Genomic DNA, 18,246 nt, shown 5'->3' on the forward strand with positions numbered 1-18,246 from the left:
GGTATTTCCGGGGGAAAAGCCCCCCCCCCACCTTGGGGGGGGATGGGTCTCCCCCCGCGATCAGCGATCGTCCTGCGCAGGCGTTGGCTGAGGGTTGTCCTCCACCAGTGGCTGGGCAACCCAGGACATGAACAGCTCATAACCCACCGCCAGCAACACCGGGCCAATGAACAGGCCGATGATGCCGTTGGTCAGCATGCCGCCCAAAGCGCCAATCAGCACCACCGGCATCGGTACGGCAACGCCACGCCCCAGCAACAAGGGTTTGAGGACGTTGTCGGAGAGACCGGCGAGGAGGGTCCAGATCGCGAAGATGACCGTGCTGACGCCGACGCCATCATGGGCAAAGACGTAGATGACCACCGGCAGGGTGATCAGCAGGGTCGGCAACTGGGTAATGCCCAGCAACAGTACCAGCAGGGCCAGTACACCTGCAGCAGGTACGCCCATGACCACCAGACCGATACCCACCAGCAGCATCTGGATGAAGGCGATACCGACCACGCCCTGGGCCACGGCGCGGATGGTCGCGGTGCACAGGGCGGCCAGTTGCGGGCCGCGCTGCGGGCCGGAGATGCGGGTGGCGATGGCGACGCCGGTGCGATGGCCGTTCTCACCTTTGGCCATGATCACGCCGCCGACAATCAGGGCCAGAACGAACACCAGGATGCCCGATCCGATACCGGCCAGTTGGGTCAACAAGGTCTTGCTCACGCCTTTGAGGTGCGGGGCGACCTGTGACAGTGCCCAGCTCAGGTCCTCGCTGGCATGCGACCAGATCCCGTACAGCGGGGCGCCAATCAGCGGCCAGTCGCGAACGCCCAAGGGCGGCGCGGGGATTTCGATGACTTGATCTTCAAAGCCATGGATCCCCATCCTGACCGACTCGGCCACCGAGGTGCCCAGCAGGCTCAACGGACCGATCAGGCAGGCCAGGCCGATGATCACCAGGATCACCGCCGCCAAGCCGGGGCGGTCACCGAGCAAACCTGCCAGGCGCTGGTTCAAGGGATACAGGGTGATCGCCAGGATCATTGCCCACAGCATCAGGCTCAGGAAGGGCTTGAAAATGTCGAAGCAGAAAATCACCAGCGTGGCGATCAATCCCGCGCGGATCAGCACATCCAGCAGTTCTCTGCCGTTTCCAAACTGTATCGGTCGAGGGTCGGCCATGACAGATTCCTTGTTCGTGGATGAGTTAGCGCACTGCCGGACAGCGACTGGCGCCGCTGCGGGCCGTCTGGCTGACCAGTTCGGTGAAACGCTTGAGGTTCTGTTGATGGGCCAGCACCAACTCATCGATGCTGCCCCCGGCCGCGGTCTGGATCACGCTGCGGCAAGTGAGTGCGGCAGCCTCTTTCCCGCCATTTCCATTGGCCGGACGCAGGCGCCAACTGGCATCGAACAAGGCGTACTGGCCCGGTACCGAGTCAAAGCGTTGCACATCCACGCGCAAGCTCAGGTGCGAGGGGGTAGTGCCGGTGGCGAACTGGTTGACCAGGGCATTCTGCAACTCGTCCGCGAGGCTAGCACCCCACCATTCGGTTTCCAGGATCGCCAGGCCGCTGTTGCTCTCGCGGATCACCACCTGCGGTCGGTCGACCTGAGGCGGCACGGTGATGCGCTCCAGTTGCACATCGACGCTGCTGGCCGCTGCCGGTTGCTGCGGGGTCAGGGTGTGATAGTGGATCGGGTCGCTGCGACAGGCTGCCAGCAGCAGCGCCAGGCCCAGCAGTGCGAGTTTTGCGGCGTGCGCCATGGTCGATGCTCCTGCGGTCAATTGCGCGACGAGGGTTTGAGGTTGTCCGCCGGGGCGTCCTTGGGTCTGCCACGCAGCAAGGATTCGGGGTTGCGGCCCAGGTAATCGGCCAGCTCACGCAGTGAGCGCGACATGCGCCCCAGCTCGTCCAGGGTCTGGGTCAGCTGTTCACGCTGCGGCGAGTCGTCGGCCAGGGTCGAGTTGGCCGACTGCAGGGTCTTGCTGACCTCTTGCAAGGTGCCCTGGACGCCCGGCAAGGTGCGGCTGTTGAACTGCGCAAGGCCTTTGCGCAACTCCACCAGATTGGCGTCCAGATTGTTGGCGATGCGTTCGATCGGCAGGCGGTTGATGCGCTCGACCATGGCCTGGAACTGTTCCTGCAACTGTTCCAGGCTGCCTGGAACGGTCGGGATGGTGATCGGCCGCGCCGTCGGATCGAACACCACTTTCGGCGCTTTCGGGTCGAAATCCAGCGCAATGTACAGTTGTCCGGTCAGCAGGTTGCCGCTGCGGGCCTGGGCGCGCAGGCCGTTATCGATGAAAATTCCGAGTACCTGGGCTGCGGCCAATTCATCGTCGGGATTGTGCCTGAGCGCCTTGACCAGTTTGGTGTGCGCCCGGCCCAAACGCTGCGGATAAATAACGATACCAACGTTGACCGGGAAGGACCGCGACTCGACGTCGAAATCCAGGTTCACCGAGACCACCCGGCCGATTTCCACGCCGAGGAACTCCACCGGCGCGCCGACTTTCAGGCCACGCAGGGACTGGTCAAAACGCAGCGCGAGGTATTGGGGCTTGCCATTGGGCGGAGCGAGGGCTGTCTTCTCGTCTTCGAACAGTTCGAACACCTTGTCTTCGGCCGCCACCTGGTCATCGGGGTTGTACTGCGGCGCACGAAAGGCGATGCCGCCGACCAGCAGGGACGACAGCGACTCGGTGCGCACAGCAAAGCCGTTGGCACCGGCTTCGACATCGATGCCGCTGGCGTTCCAGAACCGGGTGTTATCGCTGATATACGTGTCGTTGGGCGAGTGCACGAAGATTTCAATGTCGACGCCTTTGCCGTCCTTGGACAGCTCATAGGCCACCACCTGTCCCACCGGTATCTTGCGGTAGTACACCGGTGAGCCGACGCCCAGCGAGCCGAGGTCGTCGGTGTGCAGGGTATAGCGCTTGCCGGGCTCGCCGTAGGTGATCGGCGGTGGCATCTCCAGGCCTTTGAAGACCTTGGCGCGATTGTTCGACTGCCCGGAGTCGGCACCGATGAAGTCGCCGGACAGCAGCGTGTCGATACCGGAAATACCGCCGGCACCAATGCGTGGGCGCACCACCCAGAAGGTCGAGTCTTCGCGGGTGAAGTTATCGGCCTGTTTGACCAGGTTCACCGTGGCCGTCACGCTTTTCTGGTCATGGCTCAATTCCACCGTGCTCACGTGGCCGATCACCACGTTGCGGTACTTGACCTCGGTTTTGTTGGCGGTCAGGCCTTCGCCGGTCTTGAAGGTGATCTGGATGGTCGGTCCCTGTTGCAACCAGTTGTGTACCACCAGCGAAATACCCACCAGCACCGCGACAATCGGCACGATCCACACCAGCGACACATTGAAGCGTCGGGTCTTGACCGTCGATGGGCCTGGCACTGGCGGCTCTTCAGTGGCTGCTGACTTCATCCGTGTGCTCCTCGGGTTGACGGCTTTCCCAGATCATCCGGGGGTCGAAACTCATGGCGGCGAGCATGGTGAACACCACCACCAGGCCGAAAAACAGAATGCCCGGGCGCGGCTCGATGTCGCCCAGGGCCTGGAACTTGACCAGTGCGGCGACCAGCGCCACGACAATCACATCGAGCATTGACCAGTAACCGATCAGCTCGACAAAACGATAGAGTTTCGAGCGCTCCCGCTGCGCCCAGTCGCTGCCGCGCTGCACGGTAATCAGCAGCAGGCCGAGGGCAACGAACTTGGTCGCCGGCACGGCGATACTGGCGATGAAGATGATCAGGGCAATGTCCCAGGCACCGTGCGACCAGAACTCGATGACGCCGCTCATGATCGTGCTGTCGTCGCCGCTGCCGAGCATTTTCGTGTTCATCACCGGTAGCAGGTTAGCGGGCACATAGAACACCAGCGAGGCGATCAGGTAGGCCCAGGTGCGGGTCAGCGAATTGGGCTTGCGTGCATGCAGCGGGGCGCCGCAGCGGTCGCAGTAGTGCCCGGCCACACTGATCTTGCAGGCTTTGCCGCAGGCGTGGCAGAGCATCAGGTTGAGCTCCGAGGCCAGCGGTGGACGGCTCATGGCAGGCTGTCCCAGAGTTCGCGGATGTCTCGGCCGGCCACGCGGATCATCAGCAGACTCAGCGCCGCCAGCGCCAACAGGCCAATGCCCGGCAGCACGTCGAGCAGGCCGGCTAGTTTGAATACCGCGACCATGGCGCCCAGCAGGCAGACCTCGAGCATGCTCCACGGGCGCAGGGTTTCCAGCCAGCGCATGCACAGGCTGAAGGCCGGCGAACGCTGGCCGTTCAAGGCAAAGCACAGCACCCAGATCAGCAACAACAGCTGGAACAGTGGCGCGATGATGATCGAGATCGCCGCCACCAGGGCAATAAAGGTAATCGGCCCGGTGGCCAGGGCGAGCACCGAATCCCACAGCGTGGCGCTGTTGGAGAAACCCTGCAGGCTGATGCTCATCACCGGGTAGAAATTGGCCAATAGCCATAGCACCCCGGCAGTGAGGCTCAAGGCCAGGCGCTGCTGCAAGGTAAGGCCGTTGTAACGTTGCAGCACGGCGCCGCAGCGCAGGCACAAGGCCTTCTGGTGTTTGCCGAGGGGGACCTTGTGGTACACGCAGTCGCAATGTTCGCAAATGATCAACTGATCGGTATCCAGCATGGGGCGCTCTGGCTGCGGGCGGTGACTAGCTCAATATAGTCGGCGTGTGAGCAAGGCCACGGATTTTTCCGTCATCCAGGGGGCTGGTTGATGCGCCTTGAACTGGCGGGAGTACAAATGTACTCCACCCGATTCAACCTACACATACGGTAACGATTGCCGGGGCGGTGTGGTGTCCTCAGGGCTAAGCTTTTCCTTTGCTTCAGACATTCGCCGAGGAGAGCTGCCATGCCCAGCCGTCGCGACTTTCTCGCCGCCAGTGCCTCGCTTGTCGTGGGCTTGGGCTGCCTGGGGCTGTCGAGCCCAGGCTTCGCCCAAAGCAACAGCGCCATGCTCACCCGTAAAGTTCCCTCCAGTGGCGAGGCGCTGGCGGTGATTGGCGCCGGGACCTCGGGCAGCTTCGAGGTTGAAACCGACTCGCCGCAGTTTCAGCAGCTCAAGCAGGTGCTCAAGGTGTTCTTCGATGGCGGCGGCCAGGTTATCGATACCTCACCCAATTACGGCGGTGCCGATGCCGTGCTTGGCCAGTTGCTGGAGGAGGGCGGTTGGCGCAGCAAGACCTTCCTGGCCACCAAGATTGCCGCCGACAGTCGCGCCGCTGCCGAAGCACAATGGGCGGGCACGCTGCGCAGCCTGCGCACCGACAAGGTCGAGCTGCTGCAAATCCACAACCTGCGCGACTGGCAGCGCCAGCTGCCTTACGCCCGCGAACTCAAGGCGCAAGGCCTGACGCGCTACGTTGGTGTAACTCACTATATAGACAGCGGCCTCGACGAACTGGAGCGGATCCTGCGTAAGGAGCCGCTGGACTTCATCCAGATCCACTATTCGGTCAATTCGCCCGACGCGGCCCGCAGCGTCCTGCCACTAGCCGAGGACAAGGGCGTGGCCGTGCTGATCAACCGTGCCTTCGACGATGGCCGGCTGTTTTCCAGGGTCAAGGACCAGGCATTGCCCGCCTGGGCAACGGAGATGGGTATTGGCAGCTGGGCGCAGTTGTTCCTCAAGTTCGCTATCAGCCACCCGGCGGTAACTGCAGTGATCCCGGCCACCAGTCGCCCGGACCGGCAACTCGACCAGCTCAAGGCCGGCAGCGGTCCCTTGCTCACTGACGCTCAGCGCAAACAGCTGATCGAGCAGTTCGCCTGATCGCCCATGGCTATTTCGGCAACAGGTTTGTTCAATGTTCGCCAAGGCGAAATGCCCATTGTTGTGGCGGGGCTGACGCTGTTTTTCCTGTTGTTTACTGGTTACTTCATGCTCCGCCCGGTGCGCGAGACCATGGGCGTGGCGGGTGGCGTCGAGAATCTGCAGTGGTTGTTCACCGGCACCTTCGTACTGACCCTGATCGCCTTTCCGCTGTTCGGCTGGGTGGCCTCGAAAGTACAACGCCGACGCATCCTGCCCTGGACCTACGGTTTTCTGGCCAGCAACCTGCTGGTGTTCGCGGCGCTGTTTGCCGTGGAGCCCGACAACCTGTGGAGCGCCCGGGCGTTCTACATCTGGTTGTCGATGTTCAATCTGTTGAGCATCTCCCTGGCCTGGAGCGTGCTGGCCGACCTGCTGTCCAGCGAACAGGCCAAACGCCTGTTCGGCCTGCTGGCTGGTGGCGCGAGCCTGGGCGGGTTGGTTGGGCCGTTGCTGGGCACCCTGCTGGTCGGAGTGATTGGCCATGCCGGGCTGGTGCTGCTGGCCACCGCCTGCCTGTTGGGCAGCGTGGCTGCCGCGGTGTTCCTGCAGCGCTTCAGGGACCGCCATCCGTTACCGGCAGACACTGAGCGGCCGCGTTCGCGTCCTCTGGGCGGAAATCCGTTCGCCGGTGCCAGCGAGGTGTTTCGCTCGCCCTACCTGCTGGCGATTGCGTTGTTTGTAGTGCTGTTGGCCAGTGTCAGCACCTTCCTGTACTTCGAACAGGCGCGCCTGGTGGCTGAGCACTTCAGCAGCCGTACCGAACAGACACAAGTATTCGGCCTGATCGACAGCGTCGTGCAGTTTTTGTCGATTCTTACCCAGGTGTTCATCACCGGCCATCTGGCGCGCAAGCTGGGAGTCGGTATTTTGCTGGTGGCGGTGCCGTTGGTGATGGTGGCCGGCTTTCTCTGGTTGGCGCTGGCGCCGTTGTTTGCGGTGTTTGTCGTGGTGATGGTGGTGCGTCGGGTCGGGGAGTATGCGCTGGTGCGGCCGGGGCGGGAGATGCTCTATACCGTGGTGGAACCGGAACATAAGTACAAGGCCAAGAACTTTACCGATACGGTGGTATATCGCGGCGGGGATGCGCTCAGTGGCTGGGTCAAGCGCGGACTGGATCTGATGGCGGATCATCCGGCGTTGGCGATGTTTATCGGCGCCGGGATTGCGCTGGCCTGGGCCTTGACGGGGGCGTGGTTGGGACGTGAGCAGCGGCGGCGGGAGGGTGATTGATCCCTACAACGGCAGCGCATACAACTTGAACAAACGCCTGACAGCCTCGGTCGCTCCGCCCAGATACAGCCCATAAGCCTGCTCGATTTCCCCGGACCGATACATCCCGCTGATCACCGTATCCACCAGCAAACGAAAATCCTCATCTTCGCGGGGCAGCACCATCGATACCGGCGCGTACTCGTAGATCCGCTCGACCAGCATCAACGCATCGTCATCTGCATGCCGCGTCAACAGATTCTTCAACAGCATGCGCTCGGAGAAGAAGGCATCGGCACTACCTGTGGCAACCGCTTGCATCCCCGCTTCATTGTTCGGCACTGTGATCACCGTGGCAATCACTCCAAGTGCCTGCAGCTTCCGACGGATCCACCCCTCAGTCACTCCACCGGCGACCACCGCAAAGGTCTGGTTGGCCAGCCCCCGATTCACCGTTGCCCGCCAGGTCGGCCCTTTGTGCGCCTGTTTGCCATTGAGCACATTGAGCAACGCCGGCGAAGCATCTTTGCGCACCAGCGCCGTTACCCCGGCGGTATACACCGGCACGGAAAAACTCACCTGCTTGCGCCGCTCAAGGGTCGCTACCGTGGGCGTGCAGAGCAGATTCACCTGTGCGGAACTGACTGCCGTGATCTCATCAGCCAGCGCTACCGGCTGAAAACGCACGTGAAGGTCGGCCAGCGCCAACGTCAGCTTGACCTGCTCGGCCACCTTCAGGCACAGGTCGATGGCGTAGCCGCTGGCCTTGTCGCCGTCCTGCACACTGAAGGGGGCAAAGTCCGGCAGATAGCCGAGGGTCAGGGTGTTGCTGGCGCGCACCTGCTCCAGAGTTGCCGCCTGAGCAAGGGCCGGCAGCAGGATCAGCAGGCAGGCAAGACGGCGCAGGTCAGCTTTCATAACCGGTCCCTCGTTCGCTCCTGGCCTGTTCGATAATGAAGCGCTTGGCCAGAAAGCCATACAGCAGATAACCGAAGGCCAGTACCAGCGCGCCTCCGAGTACCGCTTCCATGCCGCAGGCATACAGGGCATACAGCGAATAGCCCACCGCCACCAGCAGCACCAGAGTATTGCGGCTGTACACTGCGGGACTCACCCGGGCCTTGTGCATGATCGCCAGGAGCCCGGTCAGGGCCGTCACGTAGGGGATCAGGTTGGTCACCGCAGCAAGACTCACCAGCTTGCTGAACTGCGCGCTGGCATTGGGCGAGATGGTCGACAGCGCCATTGCCGTTTGCAGCACGCCACATACCAGCATGCCGAGAATCGGCGCATTCATGGCGCTGACCCGGGAGAACAATTTGGGAAACATGCCTTGATCAGCGGTCATTTTCGCTGTTTGCGCCAGGGTGAACTGCCAACCCAACAGCGAGCCGACACAGGCCATTACCGCCAGCACCATGATGATGTTGCCCACCACCGGGTTGAACATCTTCGCGTAGACCAGGGCAAACGGCGCCGAGGCATTGGCCAACTCCAGATTGGGCACGATGCCCTGGATAACCGTGGTCGACAGCACATAGACCACGGCTGCGCCCAGGGTGCCGAACAGGCAGGCGAGGGGCACGTTGCGCTTGGGGTTTTCCACCGCATCGAAAGCCTGAGCCGCCGATTCCATGCCCAGAAACGCCCACAGGGTCAGGGGAATGGTCTTGCCGATAGCCTCCCAGATGGGTAGCTGGTTCGGATTCCAGGCCTGGGTGAATACCTCGCGGTCGAACCAGAACCAGCCGATGACACTTAAACCGGCGACCGGAATAATCACGCCCCAGACCGTGATCGCCCCGATCCTGCCGGTAATCGCCGGGCCGCCGAAGTTGGCGACGATGGTCAACCAGATGAGCCCGACAGTGCCAATGCACAGCGCCGTCGCACCGCTGCCCAACCAGGGCAGGAACGCGGTCATATAACCCACGGCGGAAATGGCCACGGCGACATTGGCGATCGCCAGCGACAGAAAGTACAGGTAAGAGCAAAGAAAGAATCCCGACTTGGCATGGGCCTCTTCGGTATAGGCCGACAAGCCGCCGGAGCGCGAACAAAACACCCCGCATTGGGTGAAGCTATAGGCGATGGCCATGGAGCCGATGGCGGTTACCACCCAGGACAGCAGCGATACCGCGCCCAGTTGCGCCATACTGGTGGGCAGCATGATGATCCCCGAGCCCATCATGTTGACGGTCACCAGGGTGGTCAGGCCAATCAGGCCCATTTTCTTCGACTCGGCCATAGACGTCCCAATACGTGCTGTTCGGCCTATTGGGTATAGGTCATTTAGGCGCGCACCGAGACCCGGCAGTAATCTTTCTTGAGTATGAACAGCGCCTGCGCCCTCAGGACTTCTGGTGATAGCGGGCAAGCACTGGCTGAGTACTTAGCCCATGAATGAGGATGCTCAACGCCACCACGGACAGGATCAGATCGATACAGTCGCCAGCAAGGGCGGGGGCCATGCCCTGATTGAGGCTGTAGAACAGGTAGTAGAGGCTGCCAATCCCGCGAATACCGAACCAGCCCACCAATAACCGTTGCTGGTAGTCGAGCAACGTACCCCAAGGGATTATCATCGCCCCCGCAGGCCGCAGCAGCATGAACAGGGCCAGGCCGACCCCCAGCGCACGCCAATCCCAATGACCGACCAGGACAATGCCCAGCAAGGTCACCAGAAACACTTCCATCACCCGTTCTACCAAACTGCCAAATGCCAGCATATCGCCCATCATGACCCCTGCTGCCACCTGCCTGTCTTCCAGTTGGGATATATCACCGTGTAACACCCGTCCGGGTTCCGCTTGCGAGTGACCGACCACAGGCTGCACCAGATGCTCGGCGGGTACCGCAGTATGGGGGGCAGACGTCATCTCGGCACGGCGCAGGCCAAGACCGGCAGCGAACACCGCGAGAAAGCCGTAGGCATGGATCAACTCAGCGCCGACATACGCCAGGGCGATCAACGCCAGTGCCAGGTAGTCGTTAGGTGACAGCGTGCTGTCGGCGTTGCGGCTACGTAACGTGAGGGTCAGGCGGCCAACGCCATGGCCCATTACGTAGCCCACCAGCAGTCCGGCCAGGACTGCCCAGGCCAGGTCTTGCATGCTCCATAGCAGCAGCGCGTGGCTGGAGGGGGAGGGGTCGCTGATCAGCAGCAAACCGAGCAACACGAACGGAAAGGCGACGCCATCGTTCAACCCGGCTTCGCCGGAGAGGCCGAAACGTACGGCATCTTGATCCTGAGCGTCGTTGACCTGTACCAGCGACGCCAACACCGGATCAGTCGGCGCAAGTATCGCCGCCACCAGCAACGACTGCCCCCAGGACCACTGCAGCCACAGATGCAGAACGAGGCACAGGCCGATGATACTGATCAGCATCAGGGGCCCGGCCAACCCCAGCACCACTCGCCACATGCGCCGACTGAACGCCAGGCGGAGTTTGAGACCGCAGACAAACAGCGAGAATAGCAGCGCAATCTCGGTGAGGTGCTCCATCCAGGGCGCTGTTTGCGCCACATTCAGCTGCAACAGGCCAAGCCCCGCAGGGCCGATCGCCATACCCAGGATCAAGCACACCGCAGAGGTGGTAGCGGGCATCCAACCCAACCAGGAGGTGGTCAGTGCCAGCACCAGTAGCACAGCGCCCAGCACCGCAAACCAGAGTATGAAACTCATTGCACCACCCCGCGTGGCCGGGTACAGGTATTTATCCATTCGAGGTGCCTGGCGTGCGCGGGGTTCAACGTACTGCGCACCGGTTGCGAAAAAAGAGCTGAACCTTGGCCACAGTGCAGTAAGGCACTTTTTCGCCAATCACGGTTCTACTCATGGGCAGGCGGCACTGATTCCCGATGCCGCCAGTGAGTCCGAGCCAATTGCCGATGCGTGATAATTGTCCTGTTCGCCCCCCGCCAAGGCGCCGGCAGTCGATGCTGGTCGCTGTGTTGATCTTCTGCGTCAGTGGCTGCAGCCAGCAACAGGGCAGTGATATCGCCACCCAGTTCAGTCAGGGCAAACCGCAGGAACTGTTCCAGACCAGCGTTGATCGCATGGCCACCCTGACCATGCGCGACAACCTGCGCAGCCTGTACCTGCTGATGAACAAGCTGTATCAACGCAACCCCGAGCAATGGCGGCAATCGGGCTTCGTAGACGCCAGCACCGCCGAGCGCCAGATCCGCCAGGCCATCGAGCAACGCCAGGCATTGCCACAATTGGGCGAGCGTCGCGACCTGGCGGCGCTGAGCTATGCCTTGAGCCCGGAGTTTCGCGGCGACCGGGTCGGGGCGTTCATCTATGCCATTGGCAGCATGCTGGTGACCGCCCATGGTGGTCGAACAGAGTTCTTCATGACCGATATCATCGACCCGCAGTTTGTCAGCAACGCGGCGCGCAACATCGAAAAAGCCACCTGGATGCTCAGCCAACGCCAGGATGCCAATGGCGTGCTGTTATTGTTTTCCAACGAAATATCGCAGGAAGGCAGCAACCTGAGTTTCGCCGTCGAATTCGGCAAGATCGTTGCGCGTTTGGATCTGTTGGCGCAGATGCTCGATGAGCGTTACCGGCGCATTGGCCTGAACTACGCGCAAAGCCTGCTGCTGATGAATTTCCTGCCGGTGCAGTAGCAGGGAACTTGGATGCTACTGCGAAGATCTATGTGACGTAGGTACTCTTTTTCCGGAGGCACCACCATGCGTCGTTTACTGATCGCTTCTTCGCTTGTTCTGTGCTTGCCCGTGGGTTCTGTGCTGGCTGATGTGGACGCCGGCGATGTGGCCACCTCGGCGGGGGTTTCCGCTTCGCTGTACTCCACCTTCAAGGACGACAAACGCATCATCCCGGCCCGTGACGATGCCTCTTCGTTCATTGCCAGTGGCGGCGCGATTCGTGGCGTTTACCTGGAGTCGATGATGCAGCGTATTCGTCAGGAGCACCCTGGCCTGCAAGCCAGCGATGAAGACATTGCCCGGGCGATTCTGACTGAAGATGAGCTGGGTATTGATCGCTGAGGTATTTCTGCTGAGCTATTCTTATAGGATTCCGTGCTTCAACAAGCATTGGAGCTCATCATGCGCAGTTTATCGTCACTTGGTTTTTGCTTGGTCCTGTCCTTGTCCGGCGCCACTGCGTGGGCTGAAACCGTGGTGCCCCTCAAGGGTCAGAGCTCACAGCAGGTCCAGCTGGACATCAACGATTGTCACAATGTCGCCAATAGCACCACAACCGCGCCGCCCGTGGCGGGCGGCCGGGTCAGGGGCGCGGCGGTCGGTGCTGCCGCCGGTGCGGTCGGGGCAGAGGTGCGTGGCCGTCAGCACGACGAAGTCTATGACCGCGTCGACGACGATGTGAAGCAGGACTACCGGCAGAATCGGGCCAAGGAAACCGCAGCGGCGGGTGCCGTGGTCGGTGGCGCCCATCAACGCCAGGAGCGACGCCAACAGCGCCGCACTAATGAGACCAACAGCGCCTCCGCGTACACCAGTTGCTTGCAGGGCAAGGGCTATCAGGTAACGCCCTGAAAAGGCTTACCAGCCCTTGACACCGTGCATGTCCGGCAGCCGGTGGGCAATGCCTTTGTGACAGTCGATACAGGTGGCTTCGCCCTTGGCCAATGAGGTGGAGTGCATGGCGGCAGCGCGCTTGCTCTGACGGGTGAAGTCCATGAACTCGAAGTTGTGACAGTTGCGGCACTCGCGCGAGTCGTTGGCCTTGAGCCTGGCCCATTCATGCTCGGCCAGCTCCCGGCGCAGGGCGACGAACTTGTCGCGGGTGTCGATGGTGCCGAAAATCTTGCCCCAGACCTCTTTGGACGCCTGCATCTTGCGTGCGATCTTGTGCGTCCATTCGTGCGGTACATGGCAGTCAGGGCAACTGGCGCGCACCCCTGAGCGGTTGGTGTAGTGGATGGTTTCCTTGAGCTCGACGAACACGTTGTCACGCATTTCATGGCATGACACGCAGAACTTCTCGGTGTTGGTCAGCTCCAGCGCGGTGTTGAATCCACCCCAGAAAATGATCCCGGCAATAAAACCGCCAAGGGTCAGAAAGCCCAGACTGAAATAGACGCTCGGCCGACAGAGGATGCCCCAGTACTCCTTAAGCAGGGCGAACAGTGCTTTCATGGCGCCTCCTCAGGGTTTCTTCGCGGCGTTGGCGTCGTCTTGCAGGATCTTGTCGATGGTTTCGAAGCTGTTGCCCACCAGCGGCTGCACTTCTTTCTGCGGCACATGGCACTGGTTGCAGAAGTAGCGGCGCGGCGATACCGCCGCCAGGGCCTGACCATCGCGGTCCATGTAGTGGGTGATGCTGATCATGGTCGCCTGGCTGCGGGCACTGTTGGCGCGGCTGTGGCACGACAGGCACTTGTTGCCGTTCTTGTCGATCTGATAGCCGCGAATGCTGTGGGGAATGGTCGGCGGCTGGTCCGGGTAATTGCGCTCGCGCTTGAGGTCCTTGTTTTCATCGTTGGCAATCGGCGGCGCCGGCATGTTCTGGGTCAGGGTGCCGCCCGGTCGCCGGCCATCCGGCCCCGGGGCATCGAGCGGATAGTTGACTTCAGCTGCAATCACTACGCCAATCGCAGCGAAGAGAAACAACGGCAGGATTCTTGACGTCATGACGGTGCTCCTCAGGCCACGCTGATCAACTCGATTCGTATGGCGCATTTCTTGTAGTCGGTCTGCTTGGAGATCGGGTCAGTGGCATCGAGCGTGACCTTGTTGATCAGCTTGTTGGCATCGAAGAACGGCACGAACACCAAGCCTTGCGGTGGCTTGTTGCGCCCTCGGGTCTCGATACGTGCGCGGATTTCGCCGCGGCGGCTTATCAGTTTCACTTCACTGCCGCGCCGTGCATTCAAAGCCTTGGCATCGTCGGGGTGCATATAGACCAAGGCATCGGGCACTGCTTTGTACAGCTCCTCGACCCGTTGCGTCATGCTGCCGGTGTGCCAGTGCTCAAGCACCCGGCCGGTGCTCAGCCAGAACGGGTAGTCGGCATCCGGGGCTTCTGCAGGCGGCTCGTAGGGCAGGGCGAAGATGATCGCCTTCTTGTCCGGATAGCCATAGAACTGCACGCCGCTGCCGGCCTCGACGTAAGGGTCGAGGCCTTCGCGGTAGCGCCAGCGCGTTTCCTTGCCATCGACCACCGGCCAGCGCAGTCCGCGCTCGTTGTGGTACTGATCGAACGGAGCCAGGTCATGGCCATGGCCACGGCCGAACTGGGCATATTCCTCAAACAGGCCTTTTTGCAGATAGAAACCGAATGCCTTGGCCTCATCGTTCTTGTAACCGGCCTGCAGTTGCTCGACCGGGAACTGGTCGACCTGACCGTTCTTGAACAGCACCTCGAAGAGGGTCTTGCCCTTGTGTTCCGGCGACTTGGCCAACAGTTCGGCAGGCCAGGTTTCATCAGTGGTAAAGCGTTTGGAAAACTCCACCAGCTGCCACAGGTCCGATTTGGCATCACCGGGTGCGCTGACCAACTGGTGCCAGAACTGGGTACGGCGCTCGGCGTTGCCAAAGGCACCTTCCTTTTCCACCCACATGGCGCTGGGCAGGATCAGGTCGGCGGCCTGGGCCGAGACGGTAGGGTAGACATCGGAGACGATCACGAAATTCTCCGGTTTACGCCAGCCGGGCAGCACCTCCTGCATGATGTTGGGCCCTGCATGCATGTTGTTGCTGGCCTGGGTCCAATAGACGTTGAGCACGCCATCCTTGAGCATGCGACTCTGTTGCACAGCATGAAAACCGACCTTTTCCTCGATGGTGCCGGCCGGCAGCTTCCAGATCTTTTCCGCCGTGGCGCGGTGCTTGGGATTGGTCACCACCAGGTCGGCGGGCAAACGGTGCGAGAAGGTCCCGACTTCGCGGGCAGTGCCGCAGGCAGAGGGTTGGCCGGTGAGCGAGAAGGGGCTGTTGCCCGGTTCGCTGATCTTGCCGGTGAGCAAGTGGATGTTGTAGATCAGGTTGTTGGCCCAGACCCCACGGGTGTGCTGGTTGAAGCCCATGGTCCAGAACGACACGACCTTGCGTTTCGGGTCGGCATAAAGTTCGGCCAAGGCCTTGAGGCGTTCCGCGGGCACGCCGGATTCCTTGGCGGTGCGCTCCAGGGTGTAGGGGCGGACAAAGGCGGCGAACTGCTCGAAATCGATGTCGCTCCAGGTGTTGGCCTTGTCGGCGTTCTTGGCCTTGGTCTCCAGTGGGTTGTCCGGGCGCAGGCCGTAGCCGATGTCGTCGGCGCCCTGGGCGAAGCGCGTGTGCTTGCTGATGAAGTCTTTGTTGACCGCGCCGCTTTCAATGATGTGATTGGCGATGTAATTGAGGATCAACAGGTCGGTCTGTGGCTTGAACACCATGGGAATGTCGGCCAGTTCGAAGCTGCGGTGCTCAAAGGTAGACAGCACCGCGACCTTGACCTGCGGCTGGCTCAGGCGCCGGTCGGTGACCCGGCTCCAGAGAATCGGGTGCATCTCGGCCATGTTCGAGCCCCAGAGCACGAACGCGTCAGTGGCTTCGATGTCGTCGTAGCAGCCCATCGGCTCGTCCATGCCGAAGGTGCGCATAAAGCCCATGACCGCCGAAGCCATGCAATGGCGGGCGTTGGGATCGATGTTGTTGCTGCGAAAACCGGCCTTCATCAGCTTGTTGGCGGCATAACCTTCCCACACCGTCCATTGCCCGGAGCCAAACATGCCAACCGATCCTGGCCCCTTGTTCTTCAAGGCTTCCTTGAACTTGGTCTCCATGATGTCGAAGGCTTTTTCCCAACTGATCGGCTGGAACTCGCCCTGTTTGTCGTACTGACCGTTTTTCATGCGCAGCAGCGGCTGGGTCAGGCGGTCGTTGCCATACATGATTTTCGACAGGAAGTAGCCTTTGACACAGTTCAGGCCCCGATTGACTTCGGCTTTGACGTCTCCGTGGGTAGCCACCACTCGATTGTCCCGTGTGGCGACCATCACGCTGCAACCGGTGCCACAGAAACGGCAGGGCGCCTTGTTCCAGTCCAGAGTGACCATGTCCGCCTCAGTAATCAGGTTACTGGCGGTGGTATAGATCGGCAGCCCGGCCGCAGCAGCGGCTATGGCGGCAGCCTGGGCTTTGGCGAATTCACGGCGGGTCATGCTCATTCGGTCTCTCCTGCGCGGTCGAGGAGTTCGTGGTAGATCAACGCCGCGTTGAGTACACCCGGCAGATTGTTGATCTGGTCGATGCGTTGCAGTATCTGGTTTTCATCCTCGGCCTCAAGCACCACCACCAACTTTCCGGCGCTACTTTCTTGATGCAGCTCGAGGCTATCGAGCAGGCGCAAGTTGGCTTTTACTGCTTCAAGCAGTTCTGGGCGGGCAAGTACTACAAGGCTGGCAATATGCAGAGTTTGGTCCATGCGCTGGCTCCACTAGACACAAGGGAATGTCTGTCAGCTCGGCGGCCCGGGCGGGCCGTAGAGCATTTGCAAAAACCAGATGATGAAACCGTAGCCACCGACGATTGCCACCGATAGCAGGGGGAACAGGCAGGCGACGAGGAAGATGAACAGCAGGGCTTCCTTGCGCCGCACAGGTTTTTGTTCTTCAACCGATGGCATTGGAGGCGCTCCAAGCAGACTTGGATTGAGCGTAGATCACCGCTTTGAAGTAGTTAAATCATTGCACCTCAATTAGACCGGTGGCAGTACTGCACTGTTAATGCTATTGAGAACAATAATTGATTATCGATTCAGGCTGCTTTTCAGAAATGTTGCTCTGTCTTGATGCATCTGCAAGTGCGTCTTGCCAGCCGCATAGTGCAAACCGGCGAGCCCCATTGTCAGCGCAAGATCAGGATGCCGCGCTACATGAAGAATGGTTTCTGCCAGGCTGGATGATTTTCCTGTTTCGAAGGTAAAGGCGGTGTCCTTGTTGGTAATGTCGAGGATGCCATGAGTGTCTGAAGCGATGACAGGCGTGCCTTGGCTAAACGCGTCAAAGATGATCCTGGGTTGTTCCTGCTTGAGGGTGGGAACCAGGACCCAGTCATGTTCGGCGATGATTCTGAAGAAATCTTCTCCGTAATTGATATTCTCCTGGAACCGGACGCTAACACCGCCATGTTGCCCATTGGTAAAGCGCAGGCAGTTTTCTTTCAGGTCGCCTGAGCCCATGATGGTTATATTTACGTTCACGTCATGGAGCTTTAATTGCTCTATGGCGTCGAGCACAACAAGGACACCCTTGTCTATCACCAAACGTGAAGGGAATAAAATATTCAGTTTGTCATCGCGCTTGTCTTTGAAGCGGCGCTCAACCGCTTCCGGGGTTGAGAAATTACTTTGGTCTACCCAGGTTGCTGGGTTGATAAGTGTTCGTCTCTTTTCGTTGCCGAGAAAGTATTCGCGGTAGAATGATTGAGTGAATATTCTTGCATTGGCGGCTTTCAAACAGCACTTCAATAGCCTTTTATGCGCGTAGTGTTCAATTACTTTACGGGTGGTTTTAGCCTCGCGTTCACCTAGCATCCAGAAGGAAGACTCTATGACGACAATCCATTTAAAGGGCATGAATGGCTTGAGCAGCAACAAATAAAAAGACAAGGGGAATGCCCAGCCTGCGCCATCAGAATGAACAATCCTGGCTTGTTTACAGGCCTTGATCACGGTCATGAAATTCGGTAGCAGGTTTTTTAAAACGGACAGGACGCCACGGTCGTTTTTCAGCTCAAACAGCCACTTTATATCCAGATTGGAAATGTCCTGCAGCCCTGCCACGTTTTTGCTTTTTTCAACCGGGCAGCAGATTCCGAAGTTTTCGATATAGTCCAGGTGCAGCTTGAGGTCTTTTGCCCACAAGGGATCGGTAAACAGGTGCCCTTGGTTGTCTTTTTTTATCACTATCCTGGTAAACAGGATGTAGGGCTCTTTGATCATATGTTCCTCACATGGAGCTGTTGGCTGCTACGAGTGATACGTTCTGCGGTATCAACCACTTCATGTGATGAGCAGGCTGTCGATAAGTACAGCGCTGGCGTCGTAAAAACCGAGTTACTTGAATTTCGCGTTTGCCGGTTAATTGTGTGTTTGCCCATAAACCTGAAAACCTTGCCACCTGTTTGGCCAAATGAGTTCATCCCGGCAGTGGGCGGCTGGAGCCGCGATCCAGTGTCGTGTGCGGGCCCGCACAATGATGTCCAATTGTCAT

Annotated in this window: 19 protein-coding genes; 5 read left to right on the forward strand and 14 right to left on the reverse strand. The window is 60.1% G+C overall.

Annotation, left to right across the window (positions count from 1 at the left end; translation table 11 throughout):
* Window positions 1–60 precede the first annotated feature (60 nt).
* The 5 genes from ACO6VD_RS20130 to ACO6VD_RS20150 are packed head-to-tail and all read right to left on the reverse strand — an operon-like array spanning window position 61 to window position 4,653.
* On the reverse strand, window positions 61–1,173 hold the full coding sequence (locus ACO6VD_RS20130; protein WP_422421562.1) for an AI-2E family transporter: 1,113 nt from the start codon (window positions 1,171–1,173) through the stop codon (window positions 61–63).
* Between the two features lie 25 nt (window positions 1,174–1,198).
* Window positions 1,199–1,759 carry a PqiC family protein gene (locus ACO6VD_RS20135; RefSeq protein ID WP_422421564.1) on the reverse strand — a complete coding sequence of 187 codons (561 nt, stop codon included), beginning with the start codon at window positions 1,757–1,759 and terminating at the stop codon, window positions 1,199–1,201.
* A 17-nt stretch (window positions 1,760–1,776) separates the two neighbouring features.
* Window positions 1,777–3,432, reverse strand: coding sequence for an intermembrane transport protein PqiB (locus ACO6VD_RS20140; RefSeq protein WP_422421565.1), 1,656 nt, complete (start codon window positions 3,430–3,432; stop codon window positions 1,777–1,779).
* On the reverse strand, window positions 3,413–4,057 hold the full coding sequence (locus tag ACO6VD_RS20145; protein ID WP_422421566.1) for a paraquat-inducible protein A: 645 nt from the start codon (window positions 4,055–4,057) through the stop codon (window positions 3,413–3,415). Before ACO6VD_RS20145 ends, ACO6VD_RS20140 begins: the two co-directional genes overlap by 20 nt.
* On the reverse strand, window positions 4,054–4,653 hold the full coding sequence (locus ACO6VD_RS20150) for a paraquat-inducible protein A (RefSeq protein ID WP_422421568.1): 600 nt from the start codon (window positions 4,651–4,653) through the stop codon (window positions 4,054–4,056). Before ACO6VD_RS20150 ends, ACO6VD_RS20145 begins: the two co-directional genes overlap by 4 nt.
* 228 nt (window positions 4,654–4,881) lie before the next feature.
* On the opposite strand from ACO6VD_RS20150, the gene ACO6VD_RS20155 reads away from it, so the two are divergent.
* Both ACO6VD_RS20155 and ACO6VD_RS20160 read left to right on the forward strand, forming a co-directional pair.
* The gene (locus ACO6VD_RS20155; protein WP_422421570.1) at window positions 4,882–5,802 is read left to right on the forward strand and encodes an aldo/keto reductase; all 921 of its coding nucleotides are present in this window, start codon (window positions 4,882–4,884) and stop codon (window positions 5,800–5,802) included.
* Window positions 5,803–5,808: 6 nt separating this feature from the next.
* Complete coding sequence (locus ACO6VD_RS20160) at window positions 5,809–7,074, forward strand: NTP/NDP exchange transporter (RefSeq protein WP_422421571.1); 1,266 nt, start codon at window positions 5,809–5,811, stop codon at window positions 7,072–7,074.
* A gap of 3 nt (window positions 7,075–7,077) precedes the next feature.
* On the opposite strand, the gene ACO6VD_RS20165 is transcribed toward ACO6VD_RS20160, so the two are convergent.
* The 3 genes from ACO6VD_RS20165 to ACO6VD_RS20175 form a co-directional block, all read right to left on the reverse strand.
* Window positions 7,078–7,971, reverse strand: coding sequence for an amino acid ABC transporter substrate-binding protein (locus tag ACO6VD_RS20165; RefSeq protein ID WP_422421572.1), 894 nt, complete (start codon window positions 7,969–7,971; stop codon window positions 7,078–7,080).
* A complete protein-coding gene (gene potE / locus ACO6VD_RS20170) occupies window positions 7,961–9,301 on the reverse strand; it encodes a putrescine-ornithine antiporter (protein ID WP_422421574.1) in 1,341 nt (446 codons plus the stop codon). Before potE ends, ACO6VD_RS20165 begins: the two co-directional genes overlap by 11 nt.
* A gap of 103 nt (window positions 9,302–9,404) precedes the next feature.
* The gene (locus tag ACO6VD_RS20175) at window positions 9,405–10,739 is read right to left on the reverse strand and encodes a cation:proton antiporter (protein ID WP_422421575.1); all 1,335 of its coding nucleotides are present in this window, start codon (window positions 10,737–10,739) and stop codon (window positions 9,405–9,407) included.
* Window positions 10,740–10,993: 254 nt separating this feature from the next.
* Here ACO6VD_RS20175 and ACO6VD_RS20180 point away from each other — a divergent pair, with 254 nt between their 5' ends.
* From ACO6VD_RS20180 to ACO6VD_RS20190, 3 genes are all read left to right on the forward strand, one after another.
* A complete protein-coding gene (locus tag ACO6VD_RS20180) occupies window positions 10,994–11,692 on the forward strand; it encodes a hypothetical protein (RefSeq protein WP_422421577.1) in 699 nt (232 codons plus the stop codon).
* 66 nt (window positions 11,693–11,758) lie between these two features.
* Window positions 11,759–12,076 (forward strand): DUF2388 domain-containing protein, encoded by a 318-nt coding sequence (locus tag ACO6VD_RS20185; RefSeq protein WP_422421579.1) that lies wholly within the window; start codon window positions 11,759–11,761, stop codon window positions 12,074–12,076.
* Window positions 12,077–12,136: 60 nt separating this feature from the next.
* Window positions 12,137–12,586: a hypothetical protein gene (locus ACO6VD_RS20190; RefSeq protein ID WP_422421581.1), complete on the forward strand. Its 450-nt coding sequence runs from the start codon at window positions 12,137–12,139 to the stop codon at window positions 12,584–12,586.
* A 6-nt stretch (window positions 12,587–12,592) separates the two neighbouring features.
* Here ACO6VD_RS20190 and ACO6VD_RS20195 read toward each other — a convergent pair whose 3' ends face one another.
* The 6 genes from ACO6VD_RS20195 to ACO6VD_RS20220 form a co-directional block, all read right to left on the reverse strand.
* Window positions 12,593–13,189 carry a cytochrome c3 family protein gene (locus tag ACO6VD_RS20195; RefSeq protein WP_045186022.1) on the reverse strand — a complete coding sequence of 199 codons (597 nt, stop codon included), beginning with the start codon at window positions 13,187–13,189 and terminating at the stop codon, window positions 12,593–12,595.
* Between the two features lie 9 nt (window positions 13,190–13,198).
* Complete coding sequence (locus tag ACO6VD_RS20200) at window positions 13,199–13,684, reverse strand: nitrate reductase cytochrome c-type subunit (protein WP_422421583.1); 486 nt, start codon at window positions 13,682–13,684, stop codon at window positions 13,199–13,201.
* 11 nt (window positions 13,685–13,695) lie between these two features.
* Entirely contained in the window at window positions 13,696–16,200 is a 2,505-nt protein-coding gene (gene napA, locus ACO6VD_RS20205) for a nitrate reductase catalytic subunit NapA (protein WP_422421585.1), read from the reverse strand.
* Window positions 16,197–16,457 (reverse strand): chaperone NapD, encoded by a 261-nt coding sequence (locus ACO6VD_RS20210; RefSeq protein WP_422421587.1) that lies wholly within the window; start codon window positions 16,455–16,457, stop codon window positions 16,197–16,199. Before ACO6VD_RS20210 ends, napA begins: the two co-directional genes overlap by 4 nt.
* Before the next feature lie 33 nt (window positions 16,458–16,490).
* Complete coding sequence (gene napE / locus ACO6VD_RS20215; protein ID WP_422421589.1) at window positions 16,491–16,658, reverse strand: periplasmic nitrate reductase, NapE protein; 168 nt, start codon at window positions 16,656–16,658, stop codon at window positions 16,491–16,493.
* 123 nt (window positions 16,659–16,781) lie between these two features.
* Complete coding sequence (locus ACO6VD_RS20220; protein WP_422421591.1) at window positions 16,782–17,975, reverse strand: glycosyltransferase family 4 protein; 1,194 nt, start codon at window positions 17,973–17,975, stop codon at window positions 16,782–16,784.
* Between the last annotated feature and the right edge of the window lie 271 nt (window positions 17,976–18,246).

Source organism: Pseudomonas sp. GZD-222, from assembly GCF_049310525.1.
Taxonomy (GTDB): Bacteria; Pseudomonadota; Gammaproteobacteria; order Pseudomonadales; family Pseudomonadaceae; genus Aquipseudomonas.

Coding starts and splice junctions, on each gene's coding strand:
- ACO6VD_RS20190 (WP_422421581.1), top strand. CDS start 12,137: ATGCGCAGTTTATCGTCACTTGGTTTTTGCTTGGTCCTGTCCTTGTCC.
- ACO6VD_RS20165 (WP_422421572.1), bottom strand. CDS start 7,971: ATGAAAGCTGACCTGCGCCGTCTTGCCTGCCTGCTGATCCTGCTGCCG.
- potE (WP_422421574.1), bottom strand. CDS start 9,301: ATGGCCGAGTCGAAGAAAATGGGCCTGATTGGCCTGACCACCCTGGTG.
- ACO6VD_RS20220 (WP_422421591.1), bottom strand. CDS start 17,975: ATGATCAAAGAGCCCTACATCCTGTTTACCAGGATAGTGATAAAAAAA.
- ACO6VD_RS20140 (WP_422421565.1), bottom strand. CDS start 3,432: ATGAAGTCAGCAGCCACTGAAGAGCCGCCAGTGCCAGGCCCATCGACG.
- ACO6VD_RS20185 (WP_422421579.1), top strand. CDS start 11,759: ATGCGTCGTTTACTGATCGCTTCTTCGCTTGTTCTGTGCTTGCCCGTG.
- ACO6VD_RS20130 (WP_422421562.1), bottom strand. CDS start 1,173: ATGGCCGACCCTCGACCGATACAGTTTGGAAACGGCAGAGAACTGCTG.
- napE (WP_422421589.1), bottom strand. CDS start 16,658: ATGCCATCGGTTGAAGAACAAAAACCTGTGCGGCGCAAGGAAGCCCTG.
- ACO6VD_RS20195 (WP_045186022.1), bottom strand. CDS start 13,189: ATGAAAGCACTGTTCGCCCTGCTTAAGGAGTACTGGGGCATCCTCTGT.
- ACO6VD_RS20135 (WP_422421564.1), bottom strand. CDS start 1,759: ATGGCGCACGCCGCAAAACTCGCACTGCTGGGCCTGGCGCTGCTGCTG.
- ACO6VD_RS20155 (WP_422421570.1), top strand. CDS start 4,882: ATGCCCAGCCGTCGCGACTTTCTCGCCGCCAGTGCCTCGCTTGTCGTG.
- ACO6VD_RS20175 (WP_422421575.1), bottom strand. CDS start 10,739: ATGAGTTTCATACTCTGGTTTGCGGTGCTGGGCGCTGTGCTACTGGTG.
- ACO6VD_RS20180 (WP_422421577.1), top strand. CDS start 10,994: ATGCTGGTCGCTGTGTTGATCTTCTGCGTCAGTGGCTGCAGCCAGCAA.
- ACO6VD_RS20150 (WP_422421568.1), bottom strand. CDS start 4,653: ATGCTGGATACCGATCAGTTGATCATTTGCGAACATTGCGACTGCGTG.
- napA (WP_422421585.1), bottom strand. CDS start 16,200: ATGAGCATGACCCGCCGTGAATTCGCCAAAGCCCAGGCTGCCGCCATA.
- ACO6VD_RS20145 (WP_422421566.1), bottom strand. CDS start 4,057: ATGAGCCGTCCACCGCTGGCCTCGGAGCTCAACCTGATGCTCTGCCAC.
- ACO6VD_RS20210 (WP_422421587.1), bottom strand. CDS start 16,457: ATGGACCAAACTCTGCATATTGCCAGCCTTGTAGTACTTGCCCGCCCA.
- ACO6VD_RS20200 (WP_422421583.1), bottom strand. CDS start 13,684: ATGACGTCAAGAATCCTGCCGTTGTTTCTCTTCGCTGCGATTGGCGTA.
- ACO6VD_RS20160 (WP_422421571.1), top strand. CDS start 5,809: ATGGCTATTTCGGCAACAGGTTTGTTCAATGTTCGCCAAGGCGAAATG.